The organism is Peterkaempfera bronchialis (assembly GCF_003258605.2).
GTDB classification, from domain to species: Bacteria; Actinomycetota; Actinomycetes; order Streptomycetales; family Streptomycetaceae; genus Peterkaempfera; species Peterkaempfera bronchialis.
The window spans coordinates 3149776-3171852 of sequence record NZ_CP031264.1 but is presented as its reverse complement, the minus strand read 5'-3'; the positions used below and the strand labels follow the sequence as shown (position 1 = coordinate 3171852).

Annotated in this window: 20 protein-coding genes; 12 read left to right on the top strand and 8 right to left on the bottom strand. The window is 74.5% G+C overall.

Annotated elements, in window-relative coordinates; all coding sequences use genetic code 11:
- Positions 1-102: 102 nt before the first annotated feature.
- Together C7M71_RS14065 and rho are read right to left on the bottom strand one after the other, a co-directional pair.
- Entirely contained in the window at positions 103-1716 is a 1614-nt protein-coding gene (locus C7M71_RS14065) for an ATP-binding protein (protein ID WP_111491932.1), read from the bottom strand.
- 221 nt (positions 1717-1937) lie between these two features.
- The gene (gene rho, locus C7M71_RS14060; protein ID WP_407675897.1) at positions 1938-3170 is read right to left on the bottom strand and encodes a transcription termination factor Rho; all 1233 of its coding nucleotides are present in this window, start codon (positions 3168-3170) and stop codon (positions 1938-1940) included.
- A 423-nt stretch (positions 3171-3593) separates the two neighbouring features.
- Between rho and C7M71_RS14055 the strand changes: the two genes are divergently transcribed.
- The 4 genes from C7M71_RS14055 to C7M71_RS14040 all read left to right on the top strand — a co-directional run bounded on the left by C7M71_RS14055 (position 3594) and on the right by C7M71_RS14040 (position 8869).
- Positions 3594-6401, top strand: coding sequence for a SpoIIE family protein phosphatase (locus tag C7M71_RS14055; protein WP_114914367.1), 2808 nt, complete (start codon positions 3594-3596; stop codon positions 6399-6401).
- Between the two features lie 58 nt (positions 6402-6459).
- A complete protein-coding gene (locus C7M71_RS14050; protein WP_229758713.1) occupies positions 6460-7146 on the top strand; it encodes an alpha-ketoglutarate-dependent dioxygenase AlkB family protein in 687 nt (228 codons plus the stop codon).
- A 128-nt stretch (positions 7147-7274) separates the two neighbouring features.
- Positions 7275-7934 carry a double zinc ribbon domain-containing protein gene (locus C7M71_RS14045; RefSeq protein WP_111490959.1) on the top strand — a complete coding sequence of 220 codons (660 nt, stop codon included), beginning with the start codon at positions 7275-7277 and terminating at the stop codon, positions 7932-7934.
- A gap of 131 nt (positions 7935-8065) precedes the next feature.
- A complete protein-coding gene (locus tag C7M71_RS14040) occupies positions 8066-8869 on the top strand; it encodes a polysaccharide deacetylase family protein (protein WP_229758712.1) in 804 nt (267 codons plus the stop codon).
- Here the strand turns inward: C7M71_RS14040 and C7M71_RS14035 are convergent.
- Positions 8848-10854, bottom strand: coding sequence for an aconitate hydratase (locus tag C7M71_RS14035; RefSeq protein WP_111490958.1), 2007 nt, complete (start codon positions 10852-10854; stop codon positions 8848-8850). The genes C7M71_RS14040 and C7M71_RS14035 overlap by 22 nt on opposite strands.
- 142 nt (positions 10855-10996) lie before the next feature.
- Here C7M71_RS14035 and C7M71_RS14030 point away from each other — a divergent pair, with 142 nt between their 5' ends.
- The 5 genes from C7M71_RS14030 (at position 10997) to C7M71_RS14010 (ending at position 14724) form a co-directional block, all read left to right on the top strand.
- Positions 10997-11482 carry a cation:proton antiporter regulatory subunit gene (locus tag C7M71_RS14030; protein ID WP_111490957.1) on the top strand — a complete coding sequence of 162 codons (486 nt, stop codon included), beginning with the start codon at positions 10997-10999 and terminating at the stop codon, positions 11480-11482.
- A gap of 6 nt (positions 11483-11488) precedes the next feature.
- Entirely contained in the window at positions 11489-12709 is a 1221-nt protein-coding gene (locus C7M71_RS14025; RefSeq protein WP_111490956.1) for a cation:proton antiporter, read from the top strand.
- 186 nt (positions 12710-12895) lie between these two features.
- Positions 12896-13348, top strand: a complete 453-nt coding sequence (locus tag C7M71_RS14020) for a hypothetical protein (protein WP_111490955.1) — start codon at positions 12896-12898, stop codon at positions 13346-13348.
- 47 nt (positions 13349-13395) lie between these two features.
- Positions 13396-14355 (top strand): hypothetical protein, encoded by a 960-nt coding sequence (locus C7M71_RS14015; protein ID WP_111490954.1) that lies wholly within the window; start codon positions 13396-13398, stop codon positions 14353-14355.
- A gap of 93 nt (positions 14356-14448) precedes the next feature.
- The gene (locus C7M71_RS14010; protein WP_111490953.1) at positions 14449-14724 is read left to right on the top strand and encodes a GlsB/YeaQ/YmgE family stress response membrane protein; all 276 of its coding nucleotides are present in this window, start codon (positions 14449-14451) and stop codon (positions 14722-14724) included.
- Positions 14725-14750: 26 nt separating this feature from the next.
- Here C7M71_RS14010 and C7M71_RS14005 read toward each other — a convergent pair whose 3' ends face one another.
- Positions 14751-15881, bottom strand: a complete 1131-nt coding sequence (locus C7M71_RS14005) for a cobalt-precorrin-5B (C(1))-methyltransferase (protein ID WP_111490952.1) — start codon at positions 15879-15881, stop codon at positions 14751-14753.
- Between the two features lie 65 nt (positions 15882-15946).
- On the opposite strand from C7M71_RS14005, the gene C7M71_RS14000 reads away from it, so the two are divergent.
- On the top strand, positions 15947-16687 hold the full coding sequence (locus C7M71_RS14000; RefSeq protein WP_111490951.1) for a cobalt-precorrin-6A reductase: 741 nt from the start codon (positions 15947-15949) through the stop codon (positions 16685-16687).
- Between the two features lie 50 nt (positions 16688-16737).
- Here C7M71_RS14000 and C7M71_RS13995 read toward each other — a convergent pair whose 3' ends face one another.
- The 3 genes from C7M71_RS13995 to C7M71_RS13985 all read right to left on the bottom strand — a co-directional run bounded on the left by C7M71_RS13995 (position 16738) and on the right by C7M71_RS13985 (position 19023).
- A complete protein-coding gene (locus C7M71_RS13995) occupies positions 16738-17364 on the bottom strand; it encodes a precorrin-8X methylmutase (protein ID WP_111490950.1) in 627 nt (208 codons plus the stop codon).
- Positions 17365-17425: 61 nt separating this feature from the next.
- On the bottom strand, positions 17426-18307 hold the full coding sequence (locus C7M71_RS13990; protein WP_111490960.1) for an ATP-grasp domain-containing protein: 882 nt from the start codon (positions 18305-18307) through the stop codon (positions 17426-17428).
- A 68-nt stretch (positions 18308-18375) separates the two neighbouring features.
- Positions 18376-19023, bottom strand: coding sequence for a dienelactone hydrolase family protein (locus C7M71_RS13985; protein WP_114914366.1), 648 nt, complete (start codon positions 19021-19023; stop codon positions 18376-18378).
- 147 nt (positions 19024-19170) lie between these two features.
- On the opposite strand from C7M71_RS13985, the gene C7M71_RS13980 reads away from it, so the two are divergent.
- Complete coding sequence (locus C7M71_RS13980; RefSeq protein ID WP_111492225.1) at positions 19171-20007, top strand: TrmH family RNA methyltransferase; 837 nt, start codon at positions 19171-19173, stop codon at positions 20005-20007.
- Between the two features lie 24 nt (positions 20008-20031).
- Here C7M71_RS13980 and C7M71_RS13975 read toward each other — a convergent pair whose 3' ends face one another.
- Positions 20032-20745 carry a hypothetical protein gene (locus C7M71_RS13975; RefSeq protein ID WP_111492224.1) on the bottom strand — a complete coding sequence of 238 codons (714 nt, stop codon included), beginning with the start codon at positions 20743-20745 and terminating at the stop codon, positions 20032-20034.
- 148 nt (positions 20746-20893) lie between these two features.
- On the opposite strand from C7M71_RS13975, the gene C7M71_RS13970 reads away from it, so the two are divergent.
- Complete coding sequence (locus C7M71_RS13970) at positions 20894-22042, top strand: baeRF2 domain-containing protein (protein ID WP_111492231.1); 1149 nt, start codon at positions 20894-20896, stop codon at positions 22040-22042.
- Positions 22043-22077: the final 35 nt, after the last annotated feature.

The following is a 22077-nucleotide window of genomic DNA, read 5'->3' as shown; positions in this document are numbered from 1 at the left end:
CACCGGACGGGAGCAGTCGGCGTTGATGGGCGTCGCGTACGGCAGCCAGGCGGTTGCGAGGTCTGCGGCACGGACACCCGGGTTCCGTTCAGGAACGAGTTGTCACTGGCTGGTGTCCGCGCCGCTCTCGGTACCGCTGTCGGTACCGCTGTCGGTACCGGCGCCCCTGACGGCCTGGCGGAAGGCGCGGAAACGTGCGCCGGAGCCGGTCCGGGGGGCCTGCTGCTGCTTGGGCCGGCGGACCGCCTCGGTCCGGGCCTCCGACGCGGCGAGGGTCTGCCCACGGGGCCGCTTCGGCAGGCCGTGCACCTCCGTGGTGTGCGTCGGTTCGGCCTCCGGCTCGGCAGCCGGCGCGGCGGAGGGTGCGGCGGAGGGTGCGGCGGGCGCGGCCCGCCGTGTGGTCGGCCGGGCGGCCGGTCGTGCGGTCTGGGGCGCGGCCTGCGCTGCGGGCTTGCCCGCCCGCGCGGTGGCCGCCGGAGTCGGCGTCACCGTTGGGAGCGTCACCGGCTGGCCCTGCCGGGGCTGGGTGATCAGCTCCCTGGGGATCAGCACCACAGCTCCCGTACCGCCCCGCGAGGACGGCCGGAAGGAGACCGTCATCCGGTGCTTGCGGGCCAGGCAGCCCACCACCGCCAGGCCCAGTCGGGTGCTGGACAGGGTGGTGAAGTCCAATGGCTCGGAGGAGACCGCACGCTGCGCCCGGCTCAGCTTCTCCGGGTTCATCACCAGGCCGCCGTCCTCGATGGTGACGACGACCCCGGCGGCGACCTCCTCCACATACACATGCACTTCTTCGGTGGGCGGCGAGAAGCTGGTGGCGTTGTCCATCAGCTCGGCCAGCGCGTGCATGACGCCCTCGGCGGCGTGGCCGGCCACCGCAGCGGTGCAGGTCGAGTGGTAGCGCACCCGCTGGTAGGCGCTGATCCGGCCCATGGCCCCGCGCAGCACGCTCTCCATCACGATCGGCTTGGTCCAGCGCCGTCCGGAGCGCGCCCCGGTCAGTACCGCGATGGAGTCGGCCAGCCTGCCCGCCTGCGCCGTGGCGTGGTCGAGCTTCAGCAGGTCGCCCAGGACCTCCTCGCTGTGCCGCTCCTCCATCACCCGCAGGTCGGCCAGCATGCTGGTGGAGAGCGCCTGCACCCGGCTCGCGGCGTTGGCGCAGGCCGACATGGCGGCCGCGCGCATCCGCTCCCCGGCGGAGAGCTCCCGCGCCACCGTCTCCAGTACGCGCTGGTGCACGCTGTCGGTGGGCGCGGGCATCTCGGTCAGCGCGGTGTCGACCGATGCGCCGTCCCGCAGCCGCTTCACCAGGTCGGGCAGCAACTCGTCGGCCAGCAGGGCGGCCTGGGTGTCCAGCGCGGCGGTGTGGCTGCGCAGCCGGGCCGTCTCGGAGTCCAGCCGGGCGAGCCGGTCGCGGAGCCGGTCGGACTCGCTGTGCAGCTGGGTCAGGTCGGCGCCGAGCCGGGTGGTCTCCCGCTCCAGCGCCGCACTGCGGTCACGCCAGTGGCGGGCCGAGCGCAGCGCCACCACCGCGGTCGTCACGGCGGCGGTGAGCAGCACCGCCGCAGTCGCTCCGATGGCGATCACGGAGGTCCGGGCCGCCTCGGGGGCCGCGAGGGCCGCCCAGAGGCAGGCGCCGCCGGTGACGGCAGCCGTGAGGGGCAGGGCGGGCAGCGTCCGCCGTAGCTGCGGGCGGAGGGCTGTGGAGGGTGGCATCAGACGGGGTCCTCGTGGGCGGGACTGGTGCGGCGGCAGGACGGTCGCACGGTGTGAGGGTCTCCTGCTGCGCGGCGGCGCAAGGTGCGGACAGGGAGGCGACGGCCGCGATATTCGGCCTGAGGTGCCGTCAAGTGGCTCTGAGTATAATCATGTTGTTCTAACGGGCAGTTCGGGGTGGGCGTGGCAGCGGCCCGCAGCGGTCCCCGGGGGAGCCCGCGTCAGGGGCGGGCCGGGGTGGTGCTCAGGACCCTTTGCAGGAAGTCCGCATTGCCGGCCGACTCCCGCATCCTGGCCAGGACCGTCTCCATGCCCTGCTGCGCGGTCTGGGCCCCCAGCAGCCGCCGCAGCCTGCCGGTGGCGGCCAGCTCGGCCGGGGAGGCGAGCAGTTCCTCCCTGCGGGTGCCGGAGGAGCCGGGGTCGACGGCGGGGAAGATCCGCCGGTCGGCGAGCGCGCGGTCCAGCCGGAGCTCCATGTTGCCGGTGCTCTTGAGCTCCTCGAAGAAGTAGTCGTCGGCCCGGGAGCCGGTCTCCACCAGCGCGGTGGCCAGGATGGTCAGCGAACCGCCCTCCTCCAGAGCGCGGGCGGCGCCGAAGAACCGCTTGGGCCCCAGCAGCGCCGAGGCGTCGACGCCGCCCGAGAGGGTGCGGCCGTTGCCCGGGGCGGTGGTGTTGTGGGCCCGGCAGAGCCGGGTCAGGGAGTCGAGCAGTACGACCACGTCCCCGCCGAGTTCGGCCAGCCGCTTGGCGCGCTCCACCGCCAGGTCGGCGAGGGCGGTGTGGTCCCGGGCCGGCCGGTCGAAGGTGGAGGAGAGCACCTCGCCCCGTACCGAGCGCCGCATCTCGGTCACCTCCTCGGGACGCTCGTCCAGCAGCACCACCATCAGATGGCACTCGGGGTGGTTGCGGGCGACGGCGTCGGCGACGGCCTGGAGGATCATCGTCTTGCCGGTCTTCGGCGGGGCGACGATCAGCCCGCGCTGGCCCTTGCCGACCGGCGCCAGCAGGTCGATGACCCGGGTGGCGAGCCGGTGGGGGGCGGTCTCCAGCCGGAGCCGCCGGACGGGGTGCAGCGGGGTGAGGTCGGCGAAGTGCGGGCGGTGCGGCAGCGCGTCCGCGCGGTGGCCGTTGACCAGCTCGACCCGGGCCACCGTACGGGCGGCGGGGCCGCTCCGGCGGCCGGTGCCCTGCGGCGGCCGGGCGGTGGTGGCCTGGACCAGGTCGCCCCGGCGCAGGTCCAGGCGGCGCACCAGGTCCTGGGGCACCAGCGGGTCCTCCGGGGAGGGCAGAAGGCCGGCGGTCCGCAGATGGGCCCGGCCACCGGCCAGGTCCAGGACGCCGGAGACCCGCACGGGCGGGTCCTCCGACCGGAGGGCCGGGGAGACGGGGCAAGCGGGGAAGGCAGGGGAGGCAGGGGGAGCGGGGGAGACGGGGCGTTCGAGGATGTCGGTCACGCGAAGTCCTTTCGCGAACGGATGGCCCGGCGGGCGGTCGCCCGGCGGGCGGGTGAACGGCCGGGCGGCGGTGGCGGCCGGGGCGCGCACGGCATCGCACGGCAAGGCACGGGACGGGCCGCAGGGAGCGACCGGTCTCGGCGGGAGAGAGAGGCTGCACCCGCTGCCGGTCATGGAAGGACGGGCGGTGGGGAGCCGGTGGAGCAAACAGGCACCGGCGCCGCAAGAAGGCGGCGTACACGAGTGCTCCTGCCGATCCTAGCAGCCGATGCCGCCTCCGGCTGCCCCCTTGCCCGAACAGTGGCGCGACAGCGCAGTAGAGTCGACAGTAGGAATATGCCCTGATGAGGTGAAATCCGGGGATTGATCTCCTGAGGCGGTGCGCGGCCGCCGAGACGCCTCCGGATGAGGAGATGGGACCGGATGGCGGTGATCTGGGACGACGTCCACCTTCTTGACGACGCCCATGAGCGCTTCCTCTCGGGTCGGCCCGTGGGCGAGCAGGTGCGCAGGTCGATCCTCACCTCCTGGCAGCGCTGCCGACTCCAGGGGACCGCGGTCGACCAGATCGACCTGCCCTACCGGCAGGACCTGGACCTGGAGAGCAGCCTGGTCCGCGTCGCCGGTCCGGTGCTCGACCGGCTGGCGTCCACGCTCTCGGGCATGCACGCGGTCGCGGTCCTCTGCGACGAGCATGCGCAGGTGCTCCAGCGCCGCGCGGGTGAAGCGTCGCTGACCCGGCGGCTGGACGCCGTCCAGCTCCTCCCCGGGTTCGGCTGGACCGAGCAGATCGCCGGTACCAACGGCATCGGCACCGCACTGGAGGACCGCCGCCCCGCCTTCATCCGGGGCCGTGAGCACTTCGCCGACACCATCCGGTTCTTCGCCTGCGCGGCGGCGCCCATCCGCGACCCGCTGAGCGGGAGCGTCCAGGGGCTGGTGGACCTCACCTCGCTGCGCGAGGACGCCGACCCGATGATGCTGACCCTGGTCCGGGAGGCGGTCGCCGACATCGAGAAACTCCTGCTCGACCAGATCGGGGAACGGGAACGCGTCCTGCTGCGGACCTTCCTCCAGGCCAAGCGGGCAGGCGGCCGGACCGGCACCGGCGTGGCGGCCGACGAGCTGCTGGACCAGCACGACTGGCTCTTCCTCCAGGAGAAGGCGGCGGAGCTGATCTCCTCCGGGCGGTCCGCCATCGTCGAGGTGACCCTCTCCTGCGGCCAGCTCGTCCCCCTGCTGAGCCGACCGGTCGTGAGCCCCACCGGGGTGACCGGCATCGCCGTCGAGGCCCTGCTGCCCGACGGCAGGCTGCAGAGCCTCGACACCACCCCCGGTTCGACGCCCGTACAGCAGAACGGGACGTCCGTGCAGCAAGAAGGGGACACCGCAGCCGACCCGGCCGCCCTCTGGCTGCCGCCCGCCGCCCGCCCCGGCCCACCCCCCGCCGCCCGCCCGGGCCCCGCGCCGTGCCTCGGCGGCGAGCAGCCGAACGCCACGGACGGATGGCTGCTCGCCGTCGGCGAGCCCGGCGTCGGCCGGCTCGCCCTGCTGGCACGGCGGCGCCTGGGGCTGCTCTGCGACGCCGGCGTCCGCATCGGCACCACCCTCGATGTGACCCGCACCGCCGAGGAGCTGGCCGAGGTCTCGGTCCCGCGCTTCGCGGACTTCGCCGCGGTCGACCTGCCGGACGCCGTACTGGAGGGAGAGGAGCCGATCGGCCCGAGCGGAACGCTGCGCCGGGTCGCCTTCGGCGCCATCGACCAGGACTCCCACCTCTACCAGCGGGGGGCCCTGGTCGAGTACATCCCGACCGCCCCCCAGGCGCGCTGCCTGGCGAGCGGGCAGTCGGTGCTCGAACCCCGGCTGGAGACCGCCCCGGGCTGGATGGACCAGGACCCCGCCCGTGGCGAGATGATCCGCGAGGCCGGGATCCACTCGCTGATCACCGTCCCGGTCTGCGCCCGAGGCGTCGTCCTGGGCGTGGCCAGCTTCTACCGCTCCCGCTTCCCCGGCGCCTTCCAGGAGGACGACCTGTCCCTCGCCGAGGAACTCGTCAGCCGCGCGGCGGTCTGCATCGACAACGCCCGCCGCTACACCCTGGAGCACACCACGGCGCTGGCCCTCCAGCGCAGCCTGCTCCCCCGCGCCCTGCCCGAGCAGAACGCCGTGGAGGTCGCCTACCGCTACCTGCCCGCACAGGCCGCCGTGGGCGGCGACTGGTTCGACGTCATCCCGCTCTCCGGCGCCCGGGTGGCCCTGGCCGTCGGCGATGTGACCGGCCACGGCCTCCACGCCTCCGCCACCATGGGCCGCCTGCGCACCGCCGTCCGCAACTTCTCCGAGCTGGACCTGCCCGTCGACGAGCTGCTCACCCACCTGGACGACCTGGTCGGCCGCCTCGACCTCGAAGAGGACACCCCGGGGGGCGAGGCCGGGATCATCGGCGCCACCTGCCTGTACGGGGTGTACGACCCCACCACCCGGCGCTGCGCCCTGGCCCGCGCCGGCCATCTGGCACCGGCCCTGGTCCTCCCGGACGGCACGGTCGACTTCCCCGACGTGCCCGCCGGACCACCCCTGGGCCTGGGCGGCCTGCCCTTCGAGACCCTGGACCTCGATGTGCCCGAGGGCAGCCTGCTGGTCTTCTACACCGACGGCCTCGTCCAGGGCCGCCACCGCAGCATCGACATCGGACTCGAACGGATGCGCAACACCCTGCTCCGCTGCGGCGGTTCGCCCGAGGAGACCTGCCGGGCGCTGCTGGAAGCGCTGCTCCCCGCCCGGCGCAGCGACGATGTCGCCCTGCTGGTCGCCCGCACCCGGGCCCTGGACGCCCGGCAGGTCGCGCACTGGGAGCTGTCCGACGACCCCTCCGCCGTCTCCCGGCTGCGTACGGCGGTCATCCGGCAGTTGGCCGACTGGGGGCTGGAAGAGCTGTCCTTCACCACCGAACTGATCATCAGCGAACTGGCCACCAACGCCATCCGCTATGCGACGCCGCCCGCCCAGGTGCGGCTCATCCGCGACCGCGTGCTGATCTGCGAGGTCTCCGACTGCACCAGCACCTCGCCGCGCCTGCGCCGGGCCGCCGCCACCGACGAGGGCGGTCGCGGCCTCTTCCTGGTCGCCCAGCTCGCCCAGCGCTGGGGCACCCGCTACACCGCGAGCGGCAAGGCGATCTGGGCGGAGCAGCCGCTTCCGTCCCCGGAGCCGTCCCGGGAGCGGTGATCGACCGCCCAGGGCGGTCCATGGCACGATCGTCGCCCGAGCGGACGGAGGCCGACCGGTGACCCTGCCGCTGTTCGGGCCCGCCGCCCGCACCCCGAGGGAGATCGCGCCGGGCGCGGTGCACCTCCCGGGGTGGCTCACGCCGGAGCAGCAGCGCAGCCTGGTCGAGGCATGCCGCCGCTGGGCCGTCGGCCCGGTGCCGATCCGGCACACCCGGCTGCCCCGGGGCGGCGTGATGTCGGTACGGACGGTCTGCCTCGGCTGGCACTGGAGCCCCTACCGCTACACCCGTACGGCGGTCGACGCGGGCGGCGGCCGGGTCGCGGAGTTCCCCGGCTGGATGGCGGACCTGGGCCGCCGCGCCCTGGTCGACGCCTACCGGGACCCGGCGGCCGGCGACGGCTACACCCCGGACACCGCACTGATCAACTTCTATGACGAGCAGGCCACCCTCGGTATGCACCAGGACCGGGACGAGCGGTCCGACGCGCCGGTGGTCTCGCTCTCCATCGGCGACAGCTGCGTCTTCCGGTTCGGCAACACCGAGCACCGCAACCGGCCCTGGACCGATGTCGAGCTGGCCTCCGGCGACCTGTTCGTCTTCGGCGGCCCCTCCCGCTTCGCCTACCACGGCGTGCCCCGGGTCCTCCCCGGCACCGCCGACCCGGCCACCGGGCTCAGCCGGGGCCGGCTCAACATCACCATCCGGGTCACCGGGCTCGATGACGCCCCCGGGGCGGAATGACGACCGCAGCCCCCTGACGGGCCGGGGACGCCATACGGCACACTGTGCTCCGCGTAGAACCGGCCGGCTCTGCCGACACGTCCCCATGAGGGGCGACGCTGCCGATCCCGACCTGTGGGGGCCTTGAAGTGAGTACGGAGATCTACTTCAGCAACAACTACCGCGACCTGTGCCAGCAGCACGGCACGGGCGCCGGCTTCCAGTTCGAGTTCTCCTGTGCGCGCTGCTACGACACCTGGCGCTCCCCCTTCGAGCCCTACACCGGCGGCCGGGCGGCCGACTGGGTGGGCAAGGCGGTGAACGCGGCCTGGGGGCTGCTCGGCCGTACCGGCAGCACCATCGGCGCCGCCGCCGACGGGCTCGCCGGAGCGGGATGGGGATCGGCCAGGGACTCGGCCTTCCAGCGGGCGATCGGCAACGCCGAGGGCCACTTCAACCGCTGCGCGCGCTGCACCCACTACGTCTGCGGGCGCTGCTGGAACGGCGCCCAGGGCCTCTGCCTCAACTGCGCGCCCGACACGGCGGCCGAGGCGACGGCTGCCCAGCAGCGCGGGCTCAACGACATGGCCGCGGAGCGGGCGTACGCCGCCGGGCAGCGGGACGGGCAGAGCTATGACGTCGACCGCGCCCGGCAGTTGGTCTGCCCGCAGTGCCGCACCGAGACCCATGGCACGCCGTTCTGCCCCGGCTGCGGCCACCACCTCGCCCAGCAGCCGCAGTGCCCGTCCTGCTCCGCCGCGCTGCCCGACGGAGCGGCCTTCTGCCCCGGCTGCGGCACCCGGCGCTGAGGCCGGATCCGCGCCCGCGCCGGGACCGTTGCAGTAACCGGACATCGCGCACATCCGGCTGTGAACTGCGGTTGTCAGGCTGGAAAGCGCCAGGGGACGGCGTCAGAGGTGGAGAGAGCGGGGCGGCGCAGGTGCGGATAGGCAGGGGGGTGGCGGCCGTACTGGCCGCCGCAGGGCTGGCGCTGTCGCTGGCCGCATGCGGAACATCGGGGGACGGGTCCGCGGAGGCCGCCGGAGGGAGGATCCCGGCGGGCCGGGCCACCCAGCAGCACGACCGGGTGCCGCCGCCACCGCTGTCGCCTACGTCGAAGCCGACGCCGGCGACGACGGTCGGCAGGGAGATCCAGCACACCCTGGAGGACGGCGGCCGCAGCGTCGGCCTCACCTTCGACGACGGCCCGGACCCCAACTGGACGCCCCAGGTGCTGGCCCTGCTGAAGCAGCACCACGCCAAGGCGGTCTTCTGCATGATCGGGCCCAATGCGGCGGCCCACCCGGACCTGGTCCGGCAGGTGGTCGCCGAGGGCCACCGGCTCTGCGACCACTCGGTGCACCACAACGAGCGGCAGAGCAGCCGGTCGGACGCCTACAACCGGCACGAGGTCCTGGACGCCCAGCGGGACATCGCCGCAGCCGCCGGGCCGGGGGCGAAGCTCTGGTACTACCGCGCCCCGGGAGGGGACTTCACCCCGGCGATCCGCGCGGTGGCCGCCGACCACGGACTGCGCCCGCTGGGCTGGCAGGTCGACTCCGAGGACTGGCGGCGCCCCGGCTCGGACGCGATCCTCGGCACGGTGCTCTCCCAGCTGAAGCCCGGCCGGATCGTGCTGATGCACGACGGCGGCGGCGACCGTGCGCAGACCGTGGCGGCCCTGCGCCGCCTGCTGGACCGCCTGGACAGCGAGGGCTACACCTACTCCTTCCCCCGCCGCTGAGCCTGTGCCGCCAGGGCGGGGACGGCGCCGCCGGCCAGCACATCGGCGCGCTGGCGCGGGGAGAGCCGGTGGTGCACGCGGTAGTCGTCGCCGGTGGTGGTGTTCCGCACCAGCAGCGTCGGCGGCGCGTCGGCGGCCAGCGCCCGGTGGACGCCGTCGATCCGCAGCCGGTCGCCGACGCTGATCCGGTCGTAGTCGGCGGGGTCGTCGAATTCGAGGGCGAGGATGCCGAAGTTGGCGAGGTTCTGCCAGTGGATGCGGGCGTAGGACTTGGCGATGACGGCGTTCAGCCCGAGATGGCGGGGGGTGATCGCGGCATGCTCGCGGGAGGACCCCTGGCCGTAGTTCTCCCCGGCGACGATCAGATGGCCGCCGGCCGCCCTGACCTCGGCGGCCCGCTCCGGGTAGTCCGGGTCGATGCGGGTGAGGGTGAACGCGGCCAGCTTGGGGATGTTCGACCGGTACGGCAGGGCCTTCGCCCCGGCGGGGGAGATCTCGTCGGTGGAGACGTCGTCCCCGGCCTTGAGCAGCACCGGCCCCTCGACGGTGTCCGGCGGCGGCGGGAAGTCGGGCAGCGCCGAGATGTTGGGACCGCGCTCCAACTGCACGGTGGCGGCCTGCTCGGCGGGCAGCGGCGGCTCCAGCATGGCGGTGTTGACGGTGGCCCGCTCGGGCAGGTCCAGCTCCGGGTAGCCCACCCCGTGCTCGGCCGCCCAGTCGCGGGGGTCGGTGATCCGCCCGGTGAGCGCGGAGACCGCCGCCGTCTCCGGTGAGCAGAGCCACACCGCGTCGTCGTCGGTGCCGGAGCGGCCGGGGAAGTTGCGGGGGAAGGTACGCAGCGAGTTGCGCCCGGCTGCCGGGGCCTGGCCCATGCCGATGCAGCCGAGGCAGCCCGCCTGGTGGATGCGGCCGCCGGCGGCGATCAGGTCGAAGGTGTGGCCGCCCAGGGTGAGGTCCTGGAGGATCTCCCGGGAGGTCGGGTTGATGTCGAAGCTGACCTCGCCGGCGGTCTGGCGGCCCTTGACGATGGCGGCGGCCATCGCGAAGTCGCGCAGGCCGGGGTTGGCCGAGGAGCCGACGACGGCCTGCCCGATCGGCCGCCCGGCGACCTCCCGTACCGGAGTCACATTGCCCGGCGAGGTGGGTGCGGCGATCAGTGGCTCCAGGGCGGAGAGGTCGATCTCCTCGTCCAGGTCGTAGCGGGCGTCGGGCGCGGCGGTGAGCTCGGTGAAGTCCTGCTCCCGCCCCTCGGCGCGCAGGAAGTCGCGGACCGCGTCGTCGGCGGGGAAGACGGTGGCGGTGGCGCCCAGCTCGGCGCCCATGTTGGCGATCACATGCCGGTCCATGGCGGTCAGGCCGCGCAGCCCGGGCCCGTGGTACTCCAGGATGCGGTCGACGCCGCCCTTCACCCCGTGCCGGCGCAGCATCTCCAGCACGACGTCCTTGGCGCTCACCCACTCCGGCAGCGTCCCGGTCAGCCGGATGCCCCAGATGCGCGGCATCCGCACATGGAGCGGTCGGCCGGCCATGGCGAGGGCGACCTCCAGACCGCCGACGCCGATCGCCAGCATGCCCAGCGACCCGGCGGCGCAGGTGTGGGAGTCCGACCCGATCAGGGTCCGGCCGGGGATTCCGAACCGCTGCATATGGGTCGGGTGCGAGACGCCGTTTCCCGGCTTGGAGAACCAGATCCCGAAGCGGCGGGCCGCCGACCGCAGGAAGACATGGTCCTCGGCGTTGCGCTCGTCCGCCTGGAGCAGGTTGTGGTCGACGTACTGGACGCTCACCTGGGTATGGACCCGGTCCAGGCCCAGCGCCTCCAGCTCCTGCATCACCAGCGTCCCGGTGGCGTCCTGGGTGAGGGTCTGGTCCACCCGCAGGGCGATCTCCTCGCCGGGGACGGTCCTCCCCTCCAGCAGGTGGTCCTCGATGATCCGCTGCGCCACGGTGCCCCGGGCACCCGTGGACGGGAGTGCGCTGTCCACAGCCGGCCTCCGCTCGCTCGGTCCTGCCTCCCCCACTCGCCTACCCGGATTCGGCAGCGTCGCCCAGCATCTTCAGGCTGATGGTAATGGAATGGTAAAATCCGACCGAGAACCGCTGCCCCCATCTACCCCGGAGCCCCGCATGGACCACGCAGCCCACGCCCGCCAGACCCTTCTCCCCGGTGTCGGAGTCCGCTACGACCTGGTCACCGAGGACAACCAGCATGTCTCCGTGGTCGCGCACCAGGACGGCCGGCGGTTCCTCGCCTTCCACGACCCCGAGGACGACGACGCCTGCAAGGACACCGTGCCGCTGGCCCCGCACGAAGCCGCCACCCTGGCCAAACTGCTGGCCCCGGACCCCGTCGTGCAGCTCCCCGGGGACATCGAGATCGACCTGGTCACCGAGCACATCCCGGTCACCGCGCGGTCCCCGTACAGCGGCCGGACCCTGGGCGCCACCCAGGCCCGCACCCGCACCGGCGCCTCCATCGTCGCCGTGCTCCGCCGCACCTCCGCCACCCCCTCGCCCACGCCCGACTTCCGCTTCGCAGCCGGCGACATCCTGGTCGTTGTCGGTACCCGCGAGGGAGTGGAAGCCGTCGCAGACCTGATCACAGGAGGCTGACCGCCAGTGCACGACCCCACCGCCCTGCTCATCGAACTCGGCGCGGTCATCCTCGCCCTCGGCATCCTCGGCCGGATCGCCGGGCGCTTCGGCTTCTCGCCCATACCCCTGTACCTGCTGGCCGGACTCGCCTTCGGCCACGGCGGCATCCTCCCCCTCGACGCCAGCGAGGAGTTCACCGCCACCGGCGCCGAACTCGGCGTGATCCTGCTGCTCCTGCTGCTCGGCCTGGAGTACAGCGCCCCCGAACTGGTCACCAGCCTCAAGACCCAGTACCCCTCCGGCGCCGTCGACTTCCTCCTCAACGCCCTCCCCGGAGCCGCCGCCGCCCTGCTGCTCGGCTGGGGACCGGTCGCCGCCGTGGCACTCGGCGGAGTCACCTGGATCTCCTCCTCCGGAGTCATCGCCAAAGTCCTCGGCGACCTCGGCCGACTAGGCAATCGGGAAACACCCGTGATCCTCGGCGTCCTCGTCATCGAGGACCTCGCCATGGCCGTCTACCTGCCGCTGCTCACCGCCCTGCTGGCCGGGATGAGCCTGGCCGGCGGCTCCCTCACGCTGGTGATCTCCCTCGGCACGGTCGGCGCGGTGCTCTACATCGCGCTCCGCCACGGACGGCTGATCAGCCGCGCGGTCTCCTCCGACAACCCCGAGATGCTGCTGCTGGTGGTCCTCGGCCTCACCCTGGTCGTCGCCGGCTTCGCCCAGGAACTCCAGGTCTCCGCCGCCGTCGGCGCCTTCCTGGTCGGCATCGCCCTCTCCGGCGAGGTCGCCGAGGGAGCCCGCAACCTGCTCACCCCGCTCCGGGACCTCTTCGCCGCCGTCTTCTTCGTCTTCTTCGGCCTGAGCACCGCCCCCGCCGCGATCCCGCCCGTCCTGCTCACCGCCGTCCTGCTCGCCGTGGTCACCACCGGAACCAAGATCGCCACCGGCTGGTACGCGGCCCGCCGCGCCGGGGTCAAACCGGCCGGCCGCTGGCGCGCGGGCGGCACCCTGGTGGCGCGCGGCGAGTTCTCCATCGTCATCGCGGGCCTCGCCGTCGGCACCGAACCCCGGATCGGCCCGCTGGCCACCGCATACGTCCTGGTGCTGGTCATCGTCGGCCCGCTGGCCGCCCGCTGGACCGAACCGGTCGCCCGCCGGCTGCGCGGGCTGCGCGGCACCCCGCCGCCCCCACCCGGGTCCTCCGCGCCCGAACTGGCCGACGCCTCCCGCGCCGGGGGCTGACCGGGCCTGGGGGCGGTGACGGGGCTGACCGGGCCGGGGCTGACCGGGCCGGGGCTGACCGGGCCGGGGCTGCCGGAAGGCTCCGCCGGATGGTCCCCACGGGTGGTCCGCAGCGGTCGCAGGCATGGGCCGCGCCGATCGGGGAACCGATCGCGGGCCACCCGTCGCCCCCTCCAGGAGCCCACCGTGCGACTTCCCCTCAAGCCCGGCGACCTCGCGCCCCGCCTGGCGACCGGCGCCTTCATCCTCAACTCGGGACTGACCAAGCGCCGCAGCCTGGACGACGAGCAGACCGCCCGGGCCCTGCACGGCATGGCCTGCGGAAGCTACCCGTTCCTCGAACGGATCGAGCCCCGGGCCTTCCTCAAGCTGCTCAGCGCCGCCGAGATCGCCCTCGGCGCGGCGCTGCTGCTGCCCGTGGTGCCCTCCGCGCTCGCCGGAGCCGGGCTGACGGCCTTCTCCGGCGGCCTGGTGGGCCTGTACCTGCGCACGCCCGGCATGCGGAAGCCCGGCAGCCTCGCCCCCACCGAGCAGGGGCTGCCGCTGGCCAAGGACTTCTGGATGCTCGGCATCGGCCTGGGCTTCCTCACCGACGCCTGCGTCTCGCGCTGCCGCCCGCGCGGACGCGGCTGCCGCTGACCCCCACCTGACCCCCGGAGCGCCACCGACTCCCTACTGTTGCCCCCATGGGCGATCACGACGAACAGACCTGCGGGGACGGCCAGGACGGCAGAGGCGGCCCGGGCGACCGGGCGCCGGAGATCGAGGCGGTCGTCACCCTGGAGATCCGGGTCACCGACTGGCCCGCCCTGCGGGCGGCCGGACACCGGGCGGTAAGCGGACTCCGCTTCGAGGGCGCCGACCCGGAACGCCAGCGCGCCGCGATGGCCGCCGAGGTGGACGAGGGCCCGCAGGGCGCCCTCAATGTGCTGCTCGACCCCGAACAGCTCCTGGAGGGCATCCCCGGCGTGGAACTGCTCGGCGGTGCCCTCACCACCCGGCCCGCCGACGCCTTCGAGCCGGACTTCGCCGAGCTGTTCCCGCTCGACCTGCCACCGGCCGCCGCCCCGGGCGAGGGGTGGCTGCTCACCCCGCGCACCGCCTGCCTGCTGTACGAGCAGCTCTCCGCGCTCGCCGACGCCGGCTACGACGACGTGGAGGAGTACGGCGGGGCGCCGGTCGCACCGGGCGAGGAGCACGAGTGGGCGGTCCTGGGCCGCCTGCCCCGGCTCACCTGGAAGCAGGACGCGGCCTGGCGGCGCCGGATGGCCCGCGCCTTCGACGACCTGGCCGGCGACCTCGCCGACGGCCGCTGGCCGCAGCCCCGCTGCCCGGCCGAGGAGATGGCCCTCCACCTGGCGCTCGCCGACGCCGCAGCGGCCCTGGAGGACGAGCCCGACCACATCGCCGAGCTGATGGACGGCCTCCCGGCGCACCCCTTCGACTACGACTGGACCGCCTGCCGGGCGTTCTTCCCCCGCGACCACGACATCCTGCTGCTGGGTGAACCCGGCGCGGACGGCATCGAGGACCCCGACTCCGAGGCCAACCGCGAACTGGGCCTCGGCGACCTGCGCCCGCCCGCCTGGTTCACCGCCTTCGCCGACGCCGAGCCGCGCGACCCCGACCGGGGTTTCCGCCGGTGAAACCGCATGCGGCCCGGGAAGCGTCTTCCTGGGCAACCGTTCGTCCGTACCCGTGTTCCACCCGAGGTTCCACCCGAGAGACAGGACCGCACCATGGGAATCATCGCCTGGATCATCCTCGGCCTGGTCGCCGGAGCGATTGCCAAGGCCATCCTGCCGGGGCGCGACCCCGGCGGCCTGATCGGCACCACGCTGATCGGCGTGGCCGGGGCGTTCGTCGGCGGCTGGCTGTCCGCCAAGTTCTTCGACCGGCCGATCAGCAAGCACTTCTTCGACCTGCCCACCTGGGGAGCGGCCATCGCCGGGTCGCTGGTGCTGCTGGTCGCCTACCGCATCCTCTTCGGCAACTCCCGCAGCTCCCGCAACTGAGACCGGACCGCGCCGCCCACCGGACCTCAGCGCGGCCCGGCGGGCGCGGCGCGGCCCACGACCGACCCGGCGCGGTCGATACAGATCACATCCACCGCGACCGGCGAGCCGCGCAGCACGCCCAGCGCCTGCTGCCGGGCGGTCCGGGCGACCAGATCGCCGAGCGGCACCCCGGCTGCGGCGCAGAGCCGCACCGCCTCCAGCGCGGTGTTGGCCCGCGCCACCGCCCCCACCAGCGCCTCGTCACCGCCGCCCGCGCGGGCCAGCTCGGCCAGAAAGCCCTTGTCGACCTGGGAGCGGCCGGAGTGCAGGTCGAGATGGCCGGCGGCCAGCTTGGACAGCTTGGCGAAGCCGCCCGCGATCGTGAGCCGGGGGACGGGGTGGCGGCGCAGGTACTTCAGCACGGCGCCCGCGAAGTCGCCCATGTCCAGCAGGGCGTCCTCCGGCAGGCCGTACTCCGCCACCGCGACCTTCTCCGAGGTGGCGCCGGTGCACCCGGCGACATGCGCGTGACCGGCCGCGCGGGCCACGTCGATCCCGCGCCGGATGGAGTCGATCCAGGCGGAGCAGGAGTACGGGACCACCACCCCGGTGGTGCCCAGGATGGAGAGACCGCCGAGGATGCCCAGCCGAGGGTTCCACGTGGAACGGGCGATCTCCTCGCCGTGGTCGACGGAGAGAACCACGGTGACATCCCCGCCGCCCCCGTGGCGGGCGGCCACGGCGGCCACCGCGTCCCGGATCAGCTGCCGGGGCACCGGGTTGACGGCCGGTTCGCCGACCGGCAGCGGCAGACCCGGCTTGGTCACCGTCCCCACCCCGGGACCGGCCCGGAAGACCACCCCGGAACCGGGCGGGCCGAGGCGTACGGTGGCGCGGACCAGGGCGCCATGGGTCACATCCGGGTCGTCCCCGGCGTCCTTCACCACCCCCGCCATCGCCTGACCAGGCGTCAACTCCTCGGCGGCGAGCGCAAAGTACGGCTGCCGGCCACCGGGCAGCGTGACGGCCACCGGGTCCGGGAAAGCGCCGGTCAGCAGCGCGGTGTACGCGGCGGTGGTGGCAGCGGTCGCACAGGCACCCGTGGTCCAGCCGGGCCGCAGCCCGCTGCGCTCCAGCTGGGCCGCCCGGCCGCCCGCCGCCTGCTGCTCAGCCATCCCCCGGCCCCCCGCCATCCCCCGGCCCTCCGACATTCCCCGGCCCCTCGCGTCGGCGGCGCACCGTGAGAGTACTCATCCTGGGCGGCACGGCCGAGGCACGGCGGCTGGCGGCCGAACTGTCCGCCGACCCCGCGCAGCAGGTCACCAGCTCGCTGGCCGGACGGGTCGCCGCACCCCGGCTGCCCACCGGCCGGATACGCATCGGCGGCTTCGGCGGCCCCGCCGGGCTGGCCCACTGGCTGCGCGCAGAGCGGACCGACGCGCTCATCGACGCCACCCATCCCTTCGCCCGGACCATCACCGCCAACGCGGCCGAGGCAGCCGCCGCCGTCCATGTTCCCCTGCTGGTGCTGCGCCGCCCCGGGTGGGTCGCCGGTCCCGGGGACCGCTGGCACTGGGCCGGGTCGTTCGCCGAGGCGGCGGAAGTGCTGCCGACCCTCGGCCGCCGGGTCTTCCTCACCACCGGGCGGCTGGAGGCGGCGTCCTTCGCGGACCTGGCCGACCTGTGGTTCCTCGCCCGGTCGGTCGACGCCCCCGAGCCGCCGCTGCCGCCGCGCACCCGGGTGCTGCTGGACCGGGGGCCGTTCACCGTGGAGGGCGAGCGGGCGCTGCTGCGCGACCACCGCATCGACGTGGTGGTGACCAAGGACAGCGGGGGCACGGCGACGGCCGCCAAGCTCACCGCCGCGCGTGAGCTGGGGATTCCGGTGCTGCTGGTGCGGCGGCCCGCGCTGCCGGGCGGCGTACCGGTGGTGGCGGAGGTCGCGGACGCGGTCGCGTGGCTGGGGGGTCTGGGGCGGTAGGGGTCTGCGGCGGTAGGGGTCTGCGGCGGTACGGGGCGGGGGTTGGGGTTCTACTCCTGGTCGGAGGCGAGGGCGTTGACCGCTGCCGCCGCCATTGCGCTGCCGCCGCGTCGGCCGTGCACCACCAGGTGGTCCAGGGCGGACGGGTGGTCGGCCAGCGCCTGCTTGGACTCGGCGGCGCCCACAAAGCCGACCGGCACCCCGATCACCAGGGCCGGGCGCGGGGCGCCCGCCTCGATCAGCTCCAGCAGCCGGAAGAGGGCGGTGGGCGCGTTGCCGACCGCGACCACGGCGCCGTCCAGCCGGTCACCCCACAGTTCCAGCGCCGCCGCGCTGCGGGTGGTGCCCAGCTCGCGGGCCAGGTCCGGGACGGCCGGGTCGGAGAGCGTGCAGACCACCTCGTTGGCGGCGGGCAGGCGCTTGCGGGTGATGCCGCTGGCCACCATGGCCACATCGCAGAGCACCGGCGCCCCGGCGCGCAGCGCCGCCCGGCCCCGGGCCACCGACTGCGGGCTGAAGGCCAGGTCGCGGACCAGGTCCACCATGCCGCAGGCATGGATCATCCGCACCGCGACCTGCGACACCTCCGGCGGCAGCCCGGCCAGGTCCGCCTCGGCGCGGATGGTCGCGAACGACCGGCGGTAGATCTCCGCGCCGTCCTTCTCGTACTCGATCACAGGGGTCCCTCTCCTTGTTGCGGGCGGAGCATAGTCAGCCGGTGGGTTGGCCGCCTGGGCGTTAGCCGGCGTCGAGCAGGGACCGCACGGACCGCTTGACGGCGGTGACGAAGGCGTCGCGGGTGGTGCCGTCCAGCAGGTCCAGCGAGAGGTACGGGTTGAGGTCCTCCAGCTCCACCAGGAGCAGCCGCCCGTCCTGGGTGCGGCAGGCGTCCACCCGCTGGATGCCGTGGTCCAGGGTGTTCCAGTCCACGAACCGCTGGGCGAACTCCACGTCGGCGGCGTCCGGCCGGTACGGGGCCAGCTCCCAACGGCGGTCGGGGCGCGGGGCGTTCAGCGCGTACTGGAAGACCCGGTCCACGAAGTAGAAGGACACCTCGTAGCGGAAGTCGATGCGCGGCTGGACCAGGCAGCCGTCCAGGGCGAGGCCGCCCAGCTCATCCGGACCGACCACCCGCAGACCTATGGAGTCGGCGCCCAGCTCGGGCTTGACGACATAGGCCGGGGACTGCGGCAGCCGGTCCAGGTGCTCGCGGCGGTCCACGGTGGGGATGACCGGGTACCCGGCGGCGGTGAGGTCCAGCAGATAGCGCTTGCCCGCCATGTCGCCCCGGCCGGTCAGCGGGTTGAGGACCCGGGTGCCACGGGCGGCGGCCTGGGCGCGGAACTCCTCGTACTCGTCGCGGTAGTGCAGCACCGGCCCGCTGTTGCGGACCAGCACCACATCGAACCCGTCCATCAGGCGGACCGCGTCCAGCGGATGGCAGAGGGCCACCGTGAAGTCCTCGCGGAGCCGGGTGGAGAGCTGGATGTCCTCGTCGCAGTAGCGCCGGCCGGCGGCCGGATAGGCGAGGTCGGTGACATGGAGAACGGTCGGCTGCGCGGCCACGCTCGCTCCTCGGGGGTGCGGGGAGGGACCGGCGGGGGTCACCGGCTCCCGCATCATGGCAGCCGTCCATCGGCGGGGCGGAGCGGGGGCGGCCGGGCGGAGCGGGGGCGGTCAGGCGGTGGTCAGGCGGGGTCCATCCGTAGGAACCAGTCGGCCGCCGCGGCGGCGACCCGGCCCAGCGCGCCCGGCTCCTCGAAGAGATGCGTCGCCCCCGGGACCACGGTCACCTCATGCGGCGCCGTCAGGAGCGCGGCGGCCTCCCGGTTCAGCCGCAGCACCTCGCGGTCGGCGCCGCCGACCAGCAGCAGCACCGGGGCCCGTACGCCGCTCAGCGCCTCCCCGGCCAGGTCCGGCCTGCCGCCCCGGGAGACCACCGCCCGCACCTGCGCGGGCCGCTCGGCCGCCGCCAGCAGCGCCGCCGCCGCGCCGGTGGACGCACCGAACAGGCCCAGCGGCAGGGCCGCCGTGTCCGGCCGGGCGGCGAGCAGGTCGACCGCCGCGACCAGGCGGCGGCCCAGCAGCGGGATGTCGAAGCGGTGCTCGGCGGTCACCGCGTCCACCCGCTCCTCCTCCTCGGTGAGCAGGTCCAGCAGCAGCGTCCCCAGGCCCACCTCCTGGAGTGCCCCGGCCACGGCCCGGTTGCGGGGGCTGTGCCGCGAACTGCCGCTGCCGTGCGCGAAGAGCACCACGCCGCGCGGCTGCGGCGGCAGGACGAGGTCGCCGGTCAGCTCCGAACCGCCGGCGGCGAGGTGGATCGTCTCGGTGGTCATGCGGCTCTCCTGTCTCGCCTCTCCCTCCCAGTCTCCCCCGGGGGCCGCCTCGGGCGCGCGCGGTAGCCTGCTGGTTCTGTCGCATCTCGGGCCGCTGGGCCGGGCGGTGCGGCGTTTGGCGCGGTGCGGACGCAGTGGGGTGCTTTGGTGGCGGCGGTACAACGGATCACGACCCGCAACGCCCGCTTCCAGCAGTGGCAGTCGCTGCTCACCAACCGGAACAAGCGGCAGCGGGCCGGGGAGTTCCTGGTCCAGGGAGTCCGGCCGATCACCCTCGCGGTGGAGCACGGCTGGCCGCTGCGCGCGGTGCTCTACGACTCCGGGCGCGTCCTCTCCCGCTGGGCCCGGGACCTGCTCGGCAGCACCCGGGCCGAGTGCATCGCCATGGCCCCGGAGCTGCTGGCCGAGCTGGGGGAGAAGGAGCAGGCCGCGCCCGAGGTCGTCGCGGTGGTGGAGATGCCAGAGGACGACCTGGACCGGATCACGGTCGACCACGGCTTCCTCGGGGTCCTCTTCGACCGGCCGACCAGCCCCGGGAACCTCGGCTCGATCATCCGCTCGGCCGACGCCTTCGGGGCCGACGGGCTGATCGTCACCGGGCACGCCGCCGATGTGTACGACCCCAAGTGCGTCCGGGCGGGTACGGGGTCGCTCTTCGCGCTGCCGACGGTCCGGGTGCCCTCGCAGCGGGAGGTCGTCGCCTGGCTGGACGGCAAGCGCGCCCAGGGGCACCCGGTGGCGGTGGTCGGCATGGACGAGCACGGCGAGGCGGACGTCTTCGACTTCGACCTGACCCGCCCCGTGCTGCTGCTCGTCGGCAATGAGACCTCCGGGCTGAGCGCGGCGTGGCGCGAGTTGTGCGACCACACCGTGAGCATCCCCATGACCGGTTCGGCCAGCTCGCTCAACGCGGCCAATGCGGCGACGGCGGTGCTCTACGAGGCGGCCCGGCAGCGCATCGCGGCCGGGCGGGCGATGGGCTGAGGGGCGCGCGGTTCCGTACGCGGCTCAGTAGCCGATGTCGCGGGCCAGTTCCAGGCCGAGGACCCGGTCCAGGTGGACGAAGGTCTCGAACTTGGAGCCGGCGGGCACCGCGTCGGCCTCGTCGGTCTGGTCGAGTCGGCGCAGCAGGTCCAGGACGGCGGGGGTGTCCAGGCCGGCGGCGTAGCGGGCGCGGGCGGTGCGGACGCTCTCGGCATGCGCGGCGTGGGACGGTTCGCGGGCCCAGTCGGCCACCCGGCGGCGCCAGTGGGCGAGGGTGCGGGCGGCGTCGGCCAGGGTGTCCGGGGTGAGGTCGGCCGGTTCGGCGGGGGCGAGGTCGAGCAGGGCCAGGCGCAGGGCGAGGGGGTCGGCGGGGAGGGCTGCGGGGCCCTGGGCTGGGCCGACGTCGATGTGAGGGGTGTCGGTTTCGGCGTCGGTGGGGTTGGGGGTGGTGGAGATGTGGATGTCGGTGGGGCCGCCCAGGGCGGCGGCGAGGTCGGGGGAGGGGGCGACGGCGGCGGCCGGGTGGGTGCCCAGCAGTTCGGCGTCCCGGGTCAGCGCCTTCACCCGGTCCGGGGGCAGGTCGCCGGGCAGGCCCAGGCCCACCAGGGTCTGCCGGCCGCTGAGCCCGGCCGTACGCAGCAGCACATCGGCGACCAGGAGGACCCGCAGGTCGGAGAGGTACGGGGGATCGCCCTCGCCCGACACCTGGGCATGGACCCGCAGCAGGACTCTGGCCAAGGCATCCTCCGGTCGTTCCGCCGTCGTACAGAGCCTCGTGCCCCCTCGGCCGCGCCCGCACGCGTGCCCGGTGCCCGGCATTCGTGGGACGGGGCGGGGTAGGCGTCCGTCCTGGTGATGATCAGTGTCCCCGAGCATGGGGGAGATCATGGAAATCGGCTTTCTCAAACCGCTTCTCGACCACTCCGGCCCCTGGGCCTCCGTCTATCTGGACACCTCACGCGCCACCGCCGACGCCGCCAAGCTGCGGCAGCTGCGCGAACGCTCGGTGGCCGACCGCCTGGTGGAGCAGGGTGTGGACACCCCCACCCGGTCCGCCGTCCTGGAACGGCTCGCCGCCGAACCCGTCTCGCGCGCCCCGGCCGGGCGGGCGGTCTTCGCCACCGGCGGAGAGGTGGTGCTCGACCTGCCGCTGGACGCCTCGCCCCTGACCGTCGACACCTGGTGGTCGGCGCTGCCGCATGTCGCGCCGCTGATGGGGCTGCTCGGCGAGGAACCGCTCTGCCTGGTCGCGTACGTCGACCGAGGCGGCGTGGACATGGAGCTGCGCGCCCCCCATGGGCGGGAGCCCGTCGGCCAGGCGGAGGGCCGGGACTGGCAGGGCCGGGGGCACCGTACGGTGCCGTCCGACCGCGCCGAGTGGCACTACCGCAACCGGGTCGAGAACCAGCGCAACCGCACGGCGGAGATGGTCGCGGCCGAGCTGGCCCGGCGGTGGCCGGGCAGCGGCGCGCAACTGCTGGTGCTGGTGGGCGACCCCCGGGAGCGGCGGGCGGTGTACGGGCGGCTGCCGGAGCAGCTGCGCGGCGTCACCGTGGAGGTGGACGGCGGGGGACGGGCGGCCGGGGCTTCGACGCGGCTGCTGGACCGGCAGATCGCCGAGCTGTGCGAGCGGTATGTGCGGGAGCGGCTGGAGGAGTTCCTGAGCCGCTTCCGCGCGGGGCGCGGGCGGCCCGGGGAACACGGCGCACTCGGCGTCGACACCGGGCCAGGCGGGGCTGCCGAGGGCATGCCGGCCGTGGTGGACGCGGCGCGGGGCCGTCAGGTGGCGGCGCTGCTGCTGGGACGGGCCGGGGCCGATCCGGCGCGGTCGGTCTGGGTCGGGCCCGAGCCGGAGCAGGTCGCGGTGCAGCGGGGCCAGGTACGGGCCATGGGCGTGCCCGAGCCGGTGGCGGCGCGGGCCGACGATGCGCTGCTGCGGTGTGCGGCGGCGGCCGACGCCGAGGTACTGGCCGTTCCCGACGACGTGGCCGGGCCCGTGGGCGGGCTGGGAGCGGTGTTGCGCTGGGCCGTCTAGAGCGTGGGTGGTGGGGGTTGTGTGGGCTGGTGCGG